Raw genomic sequence first — 17,172 nt, 5'->3', positions numbered from 1 at the left:
CTATCCTTAGCCCACCGCCTTGTCGAGAAGGTTAATTCCCACTCACTTTATTCAATTGTCAATAGCAATCCATACAATGCACCTAATAAATTAGCCTCATTGCCAAACTTTGCGGTCATTATTTCTGGCATCGTAACATCATCATGAAGACGGTAATCACTCTTCTGCAGAATCATAAATTGCTTCTTTATTTCATCAATTAAAATTTTTTGCGTACTAATGCCACCACCAATGAGCACACGTTCAAGGTCAACAACTGTCTGAATATTTAAAATCAAAACAGCTACTCGCCGACAAAATCCTTCAAATAAGGACCAAATAACTGGATTATGACAATTAATTTCTTTAAATACTCGTCGGCCATCAGTTTTATCCTTAATATCACAAATATCAGCCATGGTTTCAATCATCTTAACTGCTGAAGTAGCAGCCCCCATCGTCGAATAGTGAAGTTCAGGCGCATCATTATCAATGATCATGGCACTTAATTCACCGGCCTGAAAATGTGGTCCATGCAAGAGCTGATTATTAATAACAATCCCGCTGCCAACGGAAGTTCCTAATGTAATTACAGCACCATTACTGATACCGTTGAGATTGCCAAGCCACATTTCTGCTAATGTCGCACAATTAGCATCATTACCAACATATACTGGGCAATGAGCTCGTGATTCCAGATAGGCCGCAAAGTTAAAGGTCCCCATAAAGCCAAGGGTACCAGTAAACTTTACCTCTCCAGTCGTTGGATTAACGACTCCTGGAAGACTGACACAAATCGCAGTAACCTTTTCTAAAACTGGCTCAACCACAGCAAAGATTGCAGCCAGAAACGCTTCTTTTTGATGAGGAGTTGGGACATGGTTTCTCTCAAAAATATTACCAGAGTGATCAATTAATGCACTCTTTATCTCTGTCCCACCAATATCAATACTCAAATACTGTCGTTGCATTTATACACGACTCCGCTGTTGAAGGTACCAAATACAAATACTGATGAATAAGCCCACCAGGGTAAAAGGCAACCAACTAAAGCCAAGTTGATACAAGGGAAAGTATTTTTCTGCAAAATGGATTAATGACATGCTAAATGTGGTATCCCGTAAAACCGGTGGGAAAGTATTTACCATATCAAAAAATGCAGGAATCATTGTTATACCTGTCGTGATTCGGTAAATTAACGAAGCTCCCTTGAATAGGGGCGAAAAAATACCTAGTAGGATCAACACAATGGCTAGCGGGTAAAGAAACATTAAAACTGGTATCGACCATGAAACGATCCGGTCCAGTCCCATGTTAGCAACTAAAAATGACAACAGGCAATTGCCCCGCAAAAAGGCTTTATAAGAAATCTGGGGAAAACGATAGTGGAAGTCCTGAGCAAAAGCGACTACTAACCCCATCGCCGTTGTCATACACGTGATTGTCGCAAGGGTTAACAATAATACATTTCCAAACTCTCTCATATAATAATGAGCAATTTGATTTAATGTTGTTCCCCCATTGGCTGCGATTGCGAATTGATGCCGACTCGTTGTTCCCAAATAAATTAGTCCAATATACAAAATCCCAATTCCCAAAATTCCAATCATTCCACCCTTGGTAGTAGCAAGTGAAACTGATTGTTGAGATTTAAAACCAAGTTGGCGAATTGCGGTAATAATCGTAACGCCAAAAACCAATGCTGCTAATGCATCAACAGTATTATATCCTTGAATAAAACCATTACTAAAGGCATGATTAACATATTCTGGAGTTGGTTGGGGAGTAGTTGTACTTCCCATTGGATGAACAAAGGCGAGAAGAAAGATCAAAAATAACATAATAAGGAAAATTGGATTTAAAACCTTACCAATTATTTCGGTGATTTTTCCTTCACACGTTGCAAAAAAGTAAACAATTAGAAAAAATGCTCCGGTATAGGCTAATAATCCCCAGCCTTGCATCCCTTTACTTAAATATGGCGCAACTCCAATCGTATAAGGAACAGTTGCCGTACGCGGGGTTGCACATAAAGGTCCAATAATTATTTGAACCAGGATAAGGAAAATAAGGGCAAACCTTTTCCCATTTGGTAAAGCTAGTTCATATAATCCATTTGCATGTGTAATACTAATCGCAAGTAATGCAAATAGCGGTAAAAGAACACCGGAAAGCAAGAATCCGCCCGTTGCTGCTATCCACTGGTTACCGGCTAATTGTCCTAAATGTACAGGAAAAATTAAATTTCCTGCCCCAAATAACATTCCAAAAATTAGCGACCCAATTACCAAGTAGGTTTTACACGCTGCTTTAATTGAGTTCATCTAATTTTTTAAAAAGTTAGCTACTAGTTCCAAAATTTCTTGGCGTCGTGAGCCATTAAACATATGCCCTTCTCCAGGAATTAAATGCAACTCACTGTTAGGCATGATTACATTATATTTCTTTGATGCTTCAGGGGAAACCACATTATCAGCTAACCCATGAATTAGCAGTGTGGGGCCACTATAATGTTGCGCTGTTTCGTAAATTGGTAAAAGCTGCGCCGTTCGGAAGTAGTCACCGCCAACGGTAAAGCCATGCACATCAACCGTTTCTGGTATATGGTTAGGGTCATATTGGCTTCCCTGACAAACTCCTTTTAATGCATCATCTTTCAAGGTTGCAGCAGGTGCCAGCAGTACTAGTTTTGTAATAATATCGCGATAATAAGCCGCCAGCATCGAAGCAACTACCCCACCTTGCGAATGACCAATTAGGTAAATCTTCTTTGCTTGCATAGTTGTGTGAGCATAGTCAATGATTTTTATTCCATCCAGAATTTCACTAAAAACTGTCATATCCTTGAATTCACCATCACTATGACCAGTTCCATCAAAGTCAAAGCGTAACGTTGAAATTCCTTGTTGATTTAAATAGTGCGAAAGAGCATACAGAATTTTAGAATCATCATATCCCAGATTGCCCTTAAAGCCATGCATCAGAATTGCGACTGTATCGTTTATAATCGTCGTTGTTCCCTCAAGAAGACCATATAGCTTTAGACCATCTCGTTTGATTGTTATTTCCATTTAATGTTTTAGCTTCTCCAACATTGCACGGTGGTGTGCCTCGTGTTTCTCATCCACCTTGATAAAGAAGTAAGAAACCGCAGCCAATACGGCAACTACAACACCAACTGTAATCGTCTTAATTGTAAAATTGGTTACCATATAGCATGAGATTAAGAGTGCTAACACTGGAATGATATATTTTCCTGGAAGCTTAAACCCGTGATTAGGGAATTCATTAGTATGTTTAAACTTAATTACTGCTAAAATTGATGGAACATATTGAACAAACGAAGCAGGCACAATACAAGAAACAAGAAAGAGGTAAGATTGAGTAACTAACACCATCGAAACAACGGCTGTCAGGATAATCGCTACCCATGGTGCATCATGGCGGTTCTTTTTACCAACCCACTTTGGTAACATTGCGTGTTCATTCGCTAGTGAGAAAATTAATGACGGAGTGTTAAAGGAGGCCGCAAACGCTACCCCAAAAATACTGATCAACATTCCCACAATCACTAAAATGTACCCCCATTTACCGACACCAGTTCCAAAAGCATTGGCAATTAGTGTACTATACTTTGACATCCTAGTTCCTAAAATACGGATTGCTACTAGCATCATTAGCGAATACATAATCGTTACACTAACCATTACGGCAATTAATACGCGCGGAATATTTTTCTCTGGATCGGTCATTTGTTTTGCAGCAATTGGGATAAAGGAAAAGCCAGTAAACATATAGAAGACAACACTAAAGGCTGCTCCAAAATGTTTGGCAAGCGGCATTGCCCCGGTGGTTGCTGCATGAGGGATTACCGGTGAAAAATTAGCAAAGTGAATACAAAAAACGCCAATAACAATAAAAGCAAGGATCGTAATCATTTTTGCAGCTGAAGAGAGGTTATCGACCAACTTAACAAGCGTCCGGCCGAAGAAGTTAATGATTGAAAATAATAAAATTAAGCCAAAAACAGAAACATAGTATACCCAATGAGTATTAAAAAGTGATAAAAAGCTTCGGAGAGTTGTCAATAAGGCTACCACTTCGGCAGATAAAGTACAGCATCCTAAAAGCCACGTAAAGATGCCGAGCTCATAGCCAGTAAACCGGCCAAATGCATTATATGAATAAAGCCAAGCCGCACCTGATCCTGTAAAACAACTAGAAAGGTCCGCATAACATAACGCAACCATGCTAACCGTAATAGCGGCACAGAGTAAGACAAGGACACTTGCTAAATCCATATCTTTATAGATAACTTGTGGTAGCAAAAAAGCACCTGACCCAATAACACCATTAATACCTAAAAAGTAAATTGAAATGAACGATAACTTTTTAGGATTTTTCTTTTTCGTATTGATAAGCTCCACTTACTTAAGACCCTTCCAAGTCCAGTTAGTAACTTCTGGTAAGTCCTTACCTTCTGAACGAATGTAGTGGTTGTGCTTGTTAATCATGTTGTCCATCTTGGCAACAAATGCAGCACTCTTTTGTTCGTAACCAGGAACGCTTTGGATAGCATCCTTAGCTAAGTGGAACCGGTCAAGTTCGTTTAATACACGCATGTCGAATGGAGTGGTGATGTCACCATTTTCTTCGTATGAGTGAATGTGAACGTTACGGTTTGCACGATCGAAGAACAATGCTTGGATCATGTCACGGAATCCATGCCATGCAAAGATAACTGGCTTGTCAGTAGTGAAGTAACGGTTGAATTCTGCGTCAGACAAACCTTCTGGGTTCTTGTCTTGCTTCATTAACTTCATGATTTCAATGATGTTGATGTAACGAATCTTCAATTCAGGGAAGTTGTCATGAAGAATGTCAATAGCTGCAAGAGCTTCTTCAGTAGGTTCAGTACCAGCTGAAGCAAATACAACATCTGGTTCGCTACCTTGGTCAGTAGATGCCCAGTTGATGTAGCCAAGACCATTGTCAACTAATTCAGTAGCTTCATCAATGGAGAACCATTGTGCACGTGGGTGTTTTGAAGTTACAAAGAGGTTGATACATTCTTGGTTACGGAATGCCTTGTTTGATACAGCCATAAGTGAGTTAGTATCAGCAGGTAAGTATTCCTTAACAAGGTCTGGACGTTCCTTTTCAAATAAGTGAGTCAATAGACCTGGATCTTGGTGAGTGTAACCGTTGTGATCTTGTTGGAATACAGTTGAAGTATCAACAAAGTTCAATGCTGGGTATTGACGACGCCAGTAAAGATCCTTAGCCTTACGTAACCACTTCATGTGTTGAGTAAGCATTGAATCAACAACACGACCGAATGCTTCATAAGTTGCGAAGAATCCGTGACGACCAGTTAATGTGTAACCTTCAAGGAATCCTTCAGCTTGGTGTTCTGATAATTGAGAATCAATCATCCGACCTTGTGGAGCAACGTTTTCATCGTTTGGTTCGTGAATGCCTTCCATCCATTGACGCTTTTGGTTGTCAAGGAATGCGTAAAGACGGTTTGACTTAGATTCGTCAGGACCAAATCCACGGAAGTTAGTTGGGTTCAATTCAGCCATCTTGCTGAGGTACTTACCCCATTCAAGCATATCTTGCTTTACAACAGAACCTGGAGTTTGAACGTCAACAGCAAAGTCACGGTAGTTTGGTAATACAAGTGGCTTAGGATCGATACCACCATTAGTGATAGGATTCATAGCCATACGACGGTTACCTTCTGGTGTGTTCTCTTCAACAAGAGCAACTGGGTGACCGTTTTCGTCAAACAATTCTTCTGGCTTGTATGACTTCATCCAGTTAATAAGCATGTCCTTGTGTTCCATGTCATCTTGTGATACCGGAATAGGAATTTGGTGAGCACGGAATGAGTTTTCGATTGGGTTACCATCAAGATCCTTAGTAGGACCAGTCCAACCCTTAGGTGCACGGAAGATGATTAATGGCCATTGTGGTAATGAATCATCGTTGTTTTCACGAGCGTTCTTTTGGATAGCCTTGATTTCTTCAACAGCCTTATCCATAGTCTTAGCCATTTGTTCGTGAACTTCCATGTGTGGCTTGTAACCATCGAATTCACCATCACGGTCAGCTTCTTTGTAAGCTGATACGAAGTATGGCTTCCAGCCCATACCTTCAAAGTACTTAGTAAGTTCTTCGTCACTCATCCGTGAAAGAATAGTAGGGTTAGAAATCTTGAATCCGTTAACTTGGATGATTGGTAATACCGCACCATCCTTGATTGGGTTGATGAACTTGTCTGAGAACCATGATGCCATTAATGGACCAGTTTCAGCTTCACCATCACCAATTTCAACAGCGGCGATAACATCAGGGTTATCTAAGATAGCACCTACACCGTGTGAAAGTGAGTAACCAAGTTCCCCACCTTCGTGGATTGAACCTGGAGTTTCAGGTGCGGCGTGAGATGCAGTACCGCCTGGGAATGAGAAGTGCTTGAATAACTTAGCCATTCCCTTAGTGTCTTGTGTGTATTCAGGATAAATTTCAGTGTATGAACCATCCAAGTATGAGTTGTTAACCATAACTTGACCACCGTGACCTGAACCTTCAATGTAGAACATATCAAGGTCATACTTCTTAATTACACGGTTTAAGTGTGCGTAAATGAAGTTTTGAGGAACAATAGTACCCCAGTGACCAATTGGCTTAGGCTTAACGTCTTCAGCCTTTAATGGTTGGCGTAATAATGGATCACCCATTAAGAACAAAGTACCAACTGAAAGGTAGTTAGCTGCACGCCAGTAAGCATCAACACTTTCCAAATACTTCTTGGAATCGTAATCTACTGCCATCTAGTTTTCTTGGTCTAGGCTAACAAAAGTACTATATTTCATGTATTTATAGTGAATTCGCATATTAGAAACTTCAAACGGCGTCCCATCATCCAAAAAGAAAATCCCTTCAATTGTTCCAACCGGCTCTGTTTCATTCAACTTCAATAAGTCTTGATCTTCATTTGTTGACGGCGAAACACCAATCGTCATAAATGACTTTGTAACCCTTTTCCCCATCATATCTTCTAAATAATTAAAAATTGACCCATTAACAACTTCGGGAGAAAGAGTGGGCGTAATTCTAATTGGAATAAAACCCGTTTCAATCATAAACGGCTGATCATCAATTAACCGTAGCCGTTTAATCTGATAAACAAAGTCGTTATCATTAAGAAATAGTTCTTCTTGAACATCTTTACTTGCAGGAACAACTTGGTAATCAAGTAATTTTATTCCTTGCTTTTTACCATCTACTTGGAAACTGTCCGTTACACCCAAATTACTACCTTCATAATGGAACAATGACTGGTTTTTTAGGTATAACGGATTAATAAATGTACCGGATCCGCGTTTCTTAAAAATAATTCCTTGCTGAGCGAGCACTCCCAATGCCCGTTTTATGGAACTGCGGCTTACCTGATAGATTTCACTTAAGCTTCGTTCATCAGGTAAACGCATCCCTTGGTATTTATTGTCTAGTATTTTTTGTTTTATATCACGCATCACTGAGCGATATACTAAGTCTGCCATCTACTTTTGTTCTAAATCAGCGAAAGTAGCATGAACTAGGGTGGCAAGATCTTCGGCATTTAATTTAATAGAACGGCCCACTTTACCTGACGAAACGAAAATATCGCCTTGTTCTCTGGCCTCGTTATCAATAAAAATAGGGTATTCAAACTTCTCGTAAATTCCTACAGGGGTGTTAGCACCATGCACATATCCGGTAGTTTTGAGAAGATTTTTTAGCGGCACCATATTAACCTTTTTATTGCCCGAAACCTTAGCAAGCTTTTTCTCATCTAAGTGTGTATCGACTGGGATGACGCCAACTAGCGGTCCGGTTACGTTACCGGTTAATACTAGGGTCTTATAAATAATATGTTCGTCAACCCCGGTATGATCAACACTCATTGAACGTACATCGCCATCTTGGTGAGTCGGAAATTCAGCTTGCTCGTAAGCAATGTTATTTTTATCGAGGATTTGTTCTACCTGTGTTTTTTTCATTTTGCTTTTTTTATTTTTTTTACTCATTTATAGGTTCTTGTCGATTTTGAAGGTAAGTTTAGAAAGCTCTAACCCGTGCATAACTAATTCAGCCATTAGGTTCTTAGTTCGCTTAGCCATTTCAGCAACCATCTCATGAGTCTTGGAACTCAAAAAGTCGCTAACTTCACTAGGTGCCATCCCCTTAACTTGTGGAGCAATTTCATTAACCCAGCGGTACAAATATTCGCGTGAATCTTTGAGGTAATCTAAGTCTTCCTTAGAGAACTCAGCGTGGTGTGATTCAACAAGCATTGAAAGGGTACGGTACATCCAATAAGCACTCTTAAGATCCATGTTGAGTTTTTCTGGTGTTTCACGGTAGCTGACATCAATATCTTCGGCGTTTCCGAAAAATGGAATATAAGGAGTAAATGTTGGTACGCCAAAGCTCATCCACATAATAGTTGAAGCAGCTTCTGGCAAATCATTCCGAACCTGCAGAATATGGGAATTCTGTGTTCGATTTAGAGAAATTGGCCGGAAAAGCTGTTTTTGCTGTTCAGTTCCTTCGTGACCGAGGGGATCGTAAGGAGTTCCTTGGTAGTGACTGCTGAGGATTTTTTGCACGTCTTCAAGGGTAACACGGTGATTGGTTTGCATGATAAATGGAATATCAAAATCCAAGGGATCGAATTCTACGCTGGGGTTTAATACCTTATGACCATACCATTGACGTGGTGTGTTGTAATGTTGGTCGAATACGTCAGCAGTCCCAAAGATATGGCGGAAGTCCCAACCATATTTATCAGGGTTGAGGTGGTTTTTCTCAACGAATTCTTGGATGCCGTCAGACCACATAAAGTTATCAGGGTCATTAAAGTCAACTTGCTGGATTGCTACTCGATTTCCAGTTACGGCATAAGAGTCATCGGGGATCCGTTGAGCAACCCAGTGGTGACCAGTGACGATTTCCATATACCATACATCTTTTTTGTCGCTGAATATAATACCGTTTCCTTCAGCAGAACCGTATTTGGCGACTAGTTTACCAAGGTATGCAACCCCGTCACGAGCGCTATCGATAAAGGGAAGGGTAGCAGCAACCACAAGATCTTCATTGATTCCGGTTTCGGTATTAAGCGGATCGCAGGCAAGGACGCGTTCATTTGCATAAACACTTTCGGTTGCACTCATTCCAACATTTTTTTCGTTAAAGCCGCTCTCATCGAATACCCCTTCAGTTCGATAATCAACATTAGGAGTACCTTGATAACGATAACCATCAGCAGGGCGATCAATTACACATTTATTTAAGTATGCCTTTACTTGGTTAGGGTGATTATGATATGCGGGATAAGTAACGAAGCGTTGGGGCGTAAGTGGACCAAATGTATCGTCATTCCGTGCTGCCATTGTTGAACCATCAATCGTTGCGTTGCGACCCACAAGGACAGTGGTACAAGCAGATAAATTCTTTTTCATTTAACGAATTGGACATGCACCGCCAGCACAGTCGGACTGATCAACAAGGTCAAGTGCTTTATCCTGTTGTTGCGCGTTAAATACATCAATTACATTACCAGTAATTTCGGCTTGTCGTTTAACGAAAAATTCTTTAGTGATTGGTTCTTTAGGTGCTTGTTTTAGCGAACCGCCATAATAAGGTAATAGTGAAGTAGATTTGATTCCGTTAAGGTACTGCTTTAATAGTACCGGAATTTGGGCAGCTTCTTTATTTTGGAAGGTAATGGTACAGCTAACGGCATTATCAGACCAGTATTTCTGTAAGAACGCCTGAGTAGCGAATTGTTCTGCAATTGATACATTTCCAGCAGAAGCAAAGTTTTTGTTTTCAGCATTAGTTGCCTTAACCGGGAATTCAACACAGATAGTATGGTCAGTATAAATATCAGGTTCCATCCGATAGCCGCATTCTTTTAATGCATCAAGCAGCGGATCAGTATCCTGAAAACGAATCCGTTGAATAAGGTAGCCAGCATAGTGGAAGTGCATTCCTTCAGAAACACCAGCTAATTTTGCTACTGTTCCAGAAGGTTTAACAGTAGTATGTTTGATTGACAGATTACAATTCAATTCAGCAGAGTATTCCTTATCGGCGTTAATTACCGCTTGATACAGGGTGTTGAACTTGTCAATTACTCGTTGGTCGTAGACAGGTTCCATTACTCCATCATTATTTTTTGCAAAGCCGGTTACTACGCGGTTACCAAAGTCGTTTAAAATCCAATCTTGTATTCCTGACATTGAAATCCCAATGCGCCGGTTTTTCTGGATCATTTTACGGGAGACTTCCCAATCATAGTGACTAAATGTAACCCGCTTTGCAAAACGAACGCCAAGCCGAAAAGCATCATTAAGGTCCCAGCCTTGTTTTTCAGCGACAAGCGGGAAAACTTCAAACAGGTTACAAGGTTCGCCGTTAGCAAGAGAAATTTCGCCACACGGGTTAGTTCCTTCAACGTCGCCATCGATATTTTTCTGGTAGCCATCAGCTATTCGGCCATAATTTTTCGATAGGCTAGTATTGACGATTCCTGGTTCACCATTTTCTTGAATGGAATCAGCGACCTCTTGGAAGTGGTCAAAATCCTTATCAATACTAATGCTGTTATTTGATGCCCACCGGTGATGCTGGAGCTTTTCTTGGTCTTGCTTCATTGTAATAAATTGGTGATTATTTCCTGAACCAAGAGCTAGTTCAGCTGAACGACGAACGTTACCAGCGACGACAACTTTGCCGATTAGATTACAGATATCGGTACAGTCAACGGCGCTTAGGTTCGTACCGTCTTTAGCGTTAAGCACCTTGTTAACATCTTGAAGCATTTCAATTAGGGGTGTAGGGCCAGAAGCAGTACCGCCAAAGCCGTGGATTTTAGCACCACGTGGACGGATATTGGTCATATCCAAAATAAGCTTATTTACATTATTTTGGTTGGTGTTTTTAAAGTGAAGGTCAATTAATTGAGCAACAGCAAGTACCCAGCCTTCACGGGTATCGGGAAGCTGATAGTAAATTTCATTTTCCTGGAGCGGCTTTTTGATATCATTTCGATCGTAAGCGCCAGCACTAATTGATTCATCATAAGAAGCACTGCTTTTATCAATTACGATGGATAAGTTAATTTTGTGATCTACGCTTGGAATTTGATTAATGTTATCGTCTGTCACAGAAAAGCCGACACCGCCACCCTTCATTAATTCGTCAAAGAGAAAAGCAAAAGGCATTGATACTGCTACTTGCTCATTATTTAAGTAGCTTGGCTGAATGTGACTATCACCATATTTCTGGGGACGAATAGCAATGAACCAGCAATTGTTTAGTGAGTCACCGGTCCGTTTCTGGTAATCAGTACCTGAAATCCATAAATTTCGCCCAGATGGTGTTGCACCGAGACCGTAGATTAATTTGAATAACTGTTCTGCTTCAGTTGTTAACTCATCAATAACAGCTTGGGATGGGTTATCATTAAGACGGGGATCAAGGTTAATGTTTCCTTCAATAACGCGTTTAACGGTTTCTTTCCATTCTTCAGTTCGATCCTTATCTGCTTGCCACCGAGCATATGTCCGCTTATATGTAACCCAACCGAGCGGACCCCAATGTGGTGTGATTTTTTTAGTAGCTTGATCAATAAATGATTCTTTAAGTGTGATTTTTTGCATCTAATTTCCTGCAAATTGGCTATTATAAAGTGCCGCATAGAATCCCTTTTGATTCATCAATGATTCATGATTACCGGTTTCGATAATCTTCCCATGATTAACAACTACAATTTGATCAGCTTTGCGAATTGTTGATAAACGGTGTGCAACAACGAAACTAGTTCGTTCCTGCTGTAATGCATTCATTGCTTCTTGAATTAATACCTCTGTCCGTGTATCAACAGAACTCGTAGCTTCATCTAATATCAAGATTTCTGGATCAGCTAAAAATGCCCGAGCAATCGTTAGTAGTTGACGCTGCCCTTGCGAAATATTAGATGCCGATTCATCCAGCACTGTTTGATAACCATCAGGCAATTCACGAATAAACGCGTCAGCCCGTGCCATTTTTGCCGCATGATAAACTTCCTCATCTGATGCATTTTCGTTCCCATACTTAATATTTTCAAAAATTGTCCCCGTAAAGAGCCACGTATCCTGAAGAACAATTGCGATATGTTTCCGCAAATCATCGCGGGTCATAGAGCTAATATCTTGTCCATTGAGATAAATGTGCCCGCCTTGAGGGTCGTAAAAGCGCTCTAAAAGGTTAATGATAGTTGTCTTTCCGGCACCGGTTGGACCAACAATCGCAACCATCTTATCCCGTGGCGCCTTAAGGTTAAAGTCTTGAATAAGCGGTTCATCAGTATAGCTAAATTGAATATCTTTAAACTCAACCTTTGGCAAGTTTGTGCCTGCCAATACTGGCGTCTCTTTAATCTTATCGTCCATTTCCGGCTCATCAAGCACTTCAAAAATCCGTTCAGCAGAAGCAATTGTCTGCTGGATGGTATTACTAAGATTGGCAATTTGCGCAATTGGTTGTGAAAACTGGTTGGTATATTGCAGAAACGCTTGAACATTACCAAGTGTAATTTGGCCGTGGATAACCTGAATTGCACCAACAACTGCAACAACTAAATAGCCGACATTTCGAATAAAGATCATCATCGGCATCATTAGACTAGAAAAGAATTGCGCTTTCCACGCTGATTGATAATATTGATGGTTACGCCGATTAAATTCTTTTTCTTCGTCCTCTTCTTTATTAAACGTCCGAACAATTGTATGAGCAGCATAGGTTTCTTCGACCTGGTCATTGATTTTTCCTAAGGCTGCTTGCTGGCGGCCAAATAATCGTTGTGAAGTAGGCGCAACAAACGCAACAACTAAAATGCTCAGCGGAATCGTCACAAGCGCAATAATGGTTAACTTCCAACTAATGGTTAGCATTAAGATAAAGACGCCAATAACCGTTAATACACTGGTAATAATCTGAATTAGGCTTTGCTGGAGTGTTCCGGCAATATTATCCATATCGTTAACCATTCGACTCATAATATCCCCGTTATTGTGGGTATCATAGTATTTAATAGGTACCCGTCGCATCTTTTCTTCAAAGTCTTGTCGCAAATTATACACAACACGCTGTGATACCCGTGTCATGATTTGTAATTGCAAGAAACTGAACAAACCGGAAAAAAGGTATAGCAAGATAACAGTAATTCCAATCTGCCAAATGCGGTTGAAATTAATGGGAAGCGTGCTTAGGTGTTCTCCTGCTTTTATTTCCGCATATCCTTTTAACATTCCATCATAAATAATAGTAGTGGCTTCACCTAAAATTTTAGGTGCCAAGATTGAGAGGATAACTGAAACAATTGCCAGAAAGATCGATACAATAACACCCACACGCCAAGGCCGTAAGTAAGCAATCAAACGCTTAGTAGTTGGCCAAAAATGCTGCGCTTGTTCAGGTACACGTGGTCCTCTACGCACGATCGACATCTACGCACGATCGACATCCCCTTTTTCAACCTGTGACTGGATTATTTGCTGGTAAGTCTTATTATGGGCCTTCAATTCTTGGTGAGTCCCTTGACCAACTACCCGGCCTTCTTCAAGAACAATAATCTGGTCAGCATCGACAACCGTTGAAATCCGTTGGGCAACAATTACCGTAACCGCCTGCTGAATTTGCGGGTCTTTAGCCAAAGCAGCCCGCAATTTAGCATCAGTTTCAAAGTCCAGCGCGGAGAATGAATCATCAAAAATATAAATTGAAGCCGGTTTAATAATCGTCCGCGCAATCGCCAGTCGTTGACGCTGTCCGCCAGAGAAGTTGCTTCCATTTTGCTCTACGACAGCATCTAGTCCGCCCTCTTCAAGAACAAAATCTGCTGCTTGTGCAATTTCCAGTGCACGACATATCTGCTCGTCACTTGCATCTTCATAACCAAATTGAAGATTAGAACGAATTGTCCCGCTAAAGAGAACTGCTTGCTGTTGCGTAATTGAAATAACTTTATGAAGGTCATGCTGACTGAGCTTTTTAATTGGTACTCCGTTAACTTTAATTTCACCACTCTCGACATCAAAAAGACGCGGAATTAAGTTAACTAAAGCTGATTTACCAGAGCCGGTTCCACCGATGATTGCTAAAGTCTGTCCCGCAGTAATTTTAAAGTTCAAATCCTGTAATGCAAGTCTTTCCGCACCGTTAAAGCGGAAGTCAACGTCCTTAAATTCTAGGGATGCTGGTTGATCGATTGAAATCTTCTCCTGGTCTTTTTTAGCTGCATCATGGATACTAATTGGCTGGTCTAAAACAGCGTTAACCCGTGCAGCAGATGCCGAAGCCCGTGGAACAAAAACAAAAATCATTGAAAGCATCATAAAACTAATCATAATTTGAGTAGCATAGGTCATAAAAGCAATTAAATCACCGACCTGCATATTCATACTTGCCACAAGGTGACCACCAAGTAAGATGATAGCAACATTAGTCATCCCTAAAATCAGCGTTACAACCGGAAATAATGTCGAAACAATCGTAAAAGCCTTGATCCCGGTTTGCGTGTAATCTTCATTAGCAGTTTTAAAACGTTTTTGTTCGCGTTCATCTTGGCGGAAGGCCCGAATAACACGTACTCCTGTGAGCCCTTCACGGAAGATCAGATTAATGCGATCCGTCTTTTTCTGAATACTCTTAAATAATGGCACTGCAAAGTACATCACCATCATTACAATAATCGCTAAGATAGGCAAACTGATAAAGAACACTTTTGTCAGCCGCGGTTCGCGAATATAAGCCAAAACACACGCAGCAACCAGCATAACCGGCGCTTGAAGCATCATCCGTAGCATTTGAACCATTACGTTTTGAATCTGCACAATGTCATTAGTCGAACGCGTAATTAATGAAGAGTCCCCGAATTCATCCATCTCACGATTAGAAAAACGTAAAACTTTATGATAAATTTGGCCCCTTAATTTTTCACCAACCCTCATTGATTGGGTGGCCGCAAAGTAAACGTTAAGCCCCGCAGCGAGAAGACCGATTGCTACGACAATCAGCATCTTAATTCCCTTACTCCAAATCACGCCCATATCTTTTTGGACAATTCCACGATTAACAAGATCTGCAGTAACCGTTGGCAAATATAAATCACAGGAAACTTGAATTAGTAAAAAGAGAACTGCTCCTAAGGTTGCCCATAAAGCTAAATTTTTTCGTGCTATCCGTATCAATCAATTATTTTTCATCTCCTTTTGATGCTGATCAATATATGTATTAAATTGTTTTCGTAATATCGTTAAAGTCGCGACAAACTGATCTATCTCTACCGGTGTTAACGGAGCAGTCATAAATTCTTGAAAATCACGATGATACTTTTCGTTTTTTTGAAATTGCTCTTTTCCCTTATTGCTTAGGCGAACATAAATCAAACGTTTATCGTTATGGTCACGTTTACGGATAATTAATTGCTCATGTTCCATTTTTTCAAGAATCTGAGTTAACGATCCCGGCTTTATTTTGGCAAGATTAGCAAGTTGATTCTGATAAACATAATCATTATTTGCCAATAACCACAAAATTTTACCGCGGCCAATAAACGCGCTATGTGCCCGGTGGCTTTGAATAATCCGCTGATGAATCTCATTAGAAAAAGAGAATAATTCCTTTGTTAACTCTTCACTAGTAGCCATCTAGCCGACCTTAACTGGTGTGTCAGCTTTTTCACCATTAATTAGTTTGAAATTATTATCGAAAGCTTTAAGAACCATGTTACGGACAGCGTGAGTGGTGTAGAAAGCGGTGTGAGGGGTGACTAATACATTTGAGCGATCAATTAAGTCCTTCAAGCGCTTGTCAGGGAATTCTTTACCACGCCAATCCTCATTAAAGATACCGACTTCATCTTCATAAGTATCCATTACGAAGCCAAAAATCTTTCCGCTGTCTAAGCCTTCAATGACTGCATCGGTATCGACTAATGCACCACGGGAACAGTTAACAATTACAACGTTGTCTTTCATTTTAGCAATTGATTCCCGATTAATCATGTGGAAGTTTTCTTTAGTTGCTGGAACGTGAAGTGAGATTACATCAGCTTGAGCGTAGAGGTCATCAAGACTGTCCACGTAGTAACCTTGCTTCTTTAATTCTGGATTTTCAAATGGGTCATAGGCGATTACTTTAGCGCCAAAGCCTTCCATAATTTGCATGTAGACTTGTCCAATGTGTCCGGTACCGATAACACCAACAGTTTGGTCACGAACTTCACGACCGATTGTCGGTGCCCAGCGTAAGTCACCATTAGCAATCTTTTCGTCTAATACTTTAGTTTGACGGAGAATACGAGCAGTTTGAATAGCAGCGTGTTCTGCGATTGCGTTAGGGGAATAAACAGGAACGTTGGTAATTTCAAATCCCAGTTCCTTTGCCTTATTCATATCAATATTGTCGACACCAACGTTACGTAATGACATCTTTGTAATGCCTTGATCCGCAAGCGCTTGAAGAGTATCAGCAGTGTAATCAAGTTGCTGATAAACGACAACACCATCAGCATCCTTTGCTTTTTTAGCAGTTTCAGGAGTTAATAGTTCGCTGGTATATTCGACTTCAACTTCTGGATGATTTTCGGCCCATTCTTTGACATAAGGTTCTTCGTCTTTACGGATACTGAACGCAAAAATTTTTTTATTAGTGCTGGAAGAATTTTGCATAGATTGATTTAGTACTTGTTTGACAATCTTTTTAACTAATTCTGGGTTTACATCAACGTTAGCCATTTATTTTAAATACTTGTCTGCTTCACTATCGGTTAGATTATATCGTACCTTAATTTTTTGACGAATTTTTCTTTCATCTACATCTAACTCTCTAAGTGTTTTAACGAGGTTTCTGAAACTTGAAAGCCTAGAATCACGGCTAACCACCGCGACTCTAGGCTTTCTCGCGTAAAAAATAGAAAACGCAAGAACTCTCACGTTATACTTAAGTAACCCAAAAAATAAGTAGAAGAGAGTTTCTGAAACTTGAAAGCCTAGAATCACGGCTAACCACCGCGACTCTAGGCTTTCTCGCGTAAAAAATAGAAAACGCAAGAACTCTCACGTTATACTTAAGTAACCCAAAAAATAA

The 17,172-nt window shown here is 40.3% G+C and carries 13 protein-coding genes; all 13 read right to left on the bottom strand.

Annotated features, from left to right (window positions below; all coding sequences use genetic code 11):
- Positions 1-47: 47 nt before the first annotated feature.
- The 13 genes from HHK02_RS07640 to HHK02_RS07580 are packed head-to-tail and all read right to left on the bottom strand — an operon-like array spanning position 48 to position 16,754.
- Positions 48-950, bottom strand: coding sequence for an ROK family protein (locus HHK02_RS07640; protein WP_181462251.1), 903 nt, complete (start codon positions 948-950; stop codon positions 48-50).
- Positions 951-2,303, bottom strand: a complete 1,353-nt coding sequence (brnQ, locus tag HHK02_RS07635; RefSeq protein ID WP_085680767.1) for a branched-chain amino acid transport system II carrier protein — start codon at positions 2,301-2,303, stop codon at positions 951-953.
- Positions 2,304-3,050 carry an alpha/beta hydrolase gene (locus tag HHK02_RS07630; RefSeq protein WP_035159607.1) on the bottom strand — a complete coding sequence of 249 codons (747 nt, stop codon included), beginning with the start codon at positions 3,048-3,050 and terminating at the stop codon, positions 2,304-2,306.
- Entirely contained in the window at positions 3,051-4,406 is a 1,356-nt protein-coding gene (locus HHK02_RS07625) for an APC family permease (RefSeq protein WP_139561456.1), read from the bottom strand.
- Entirely contained in the window at positions 4,407-6,818 is a 2,412-nt protein-coding gene (locus HHK02_RS07620) for a phosphoketolase family protein (protein WP_003669977.1), read from the bottom strand.
- Positions 6,819-7,550 (bottom strand): GntR family transcriptional regulator, encoded by a 732-nt coding sequence (locus HHK02_RS07615; RefSeq protein ID WP_003669974.1) that lies wholly within the window; start codon positions 7,548-7,550, stop codon positions 6,819-6,821.
- Complete coding sequence (gene ybaK, locus HHK02_RS07610; protein WP_013923874.1) at positions 7,551-8,057, bottom strand: Cys-tRNA(Pro) deacylase; 507 nt, start codon at positions 8,055-8,057, stop codon at positions 7,551-7,553.
- On the bottom strand, positions 8,058-9,494 hold the full coding sequence (locus HHK02_RS07605; protein ID WP_063164364.1) for a C69 family dipeptidase: 1,437 nt from the start codon (positions 9,492-9,494) through the stop codon (positions 8,058-8,060).
- Entirely contained in the window at positions 9,495-11,699 is a 2,205-nt protein-coding gene (nrdJ, locus tag HHK02_RS07600) for a ribonucleoside-triphosphate reductase, adenosylcobalamin-dependent (RefSeq protein WP_152709602.1), read from the bottom strand. It abuts the gene before it with no gap.
- Entirely contained in the window at positions 11,700-13,529 is a 1,830-nt protein-coding gene (locus tag HHK02_RS07595; protein ID WP_003675109.1) for an ABC transporter ATP-binding protein, read from the bottom strand. It lies immediately after the preceding gene.
- Positions 13,530-15,272 carry an ABC transporter ATP-binding protein gene (locus HHK02_RS07590; protein WP_181462250.1) on the bottom strand — a complete coding sequence of 581 codons (1,743 nt, stop codon included), beginning with the start codon at positions 15,270-15,272 and terminating at the stop codon, positions 13,530-13,532.
- Positions 15,273-15,731: a MarR family winged helix-turn-helix transcriptional regulator gene (locus tag HHK02_RS07585; protein ID WP_003675113.1), complete on the bottom strand. Its 459-nt coding sequence runs from the start codon at positions 15,729-15,731 to the stop codon at positions 15,273-15,275.
- Positions 15,732-16,754: a D-2-hydroxyacid dehydrogenase gene (locus tag HHK02_RS07580; protein ID WP_035159637.1), complete on the bottom strand. Its 1,023-nt coding sequence runs from the start codon at positions 16,752-16,754 to the stop codon at positions 15,732-15,734.
- Positions 16,755-17,172: the final 418 nt, after the last annotated feature.

It is taken from the genome of Limosilactobacillus reuteri, from assembly GCF_013694365.1.
Classification (GTDB): domain Bacteria; phylum Bacillota; class Bacilli; order Lactobacillales; family Lactobacillaceae; genus Limosilactobacillus; species Limosilactobacillus reuteri_E.
The sequence above is the reverse complement of the archived record's forward strand: the minus strand, read 5'-3'. Positions and strand labels throughout refer to the sequence as shown.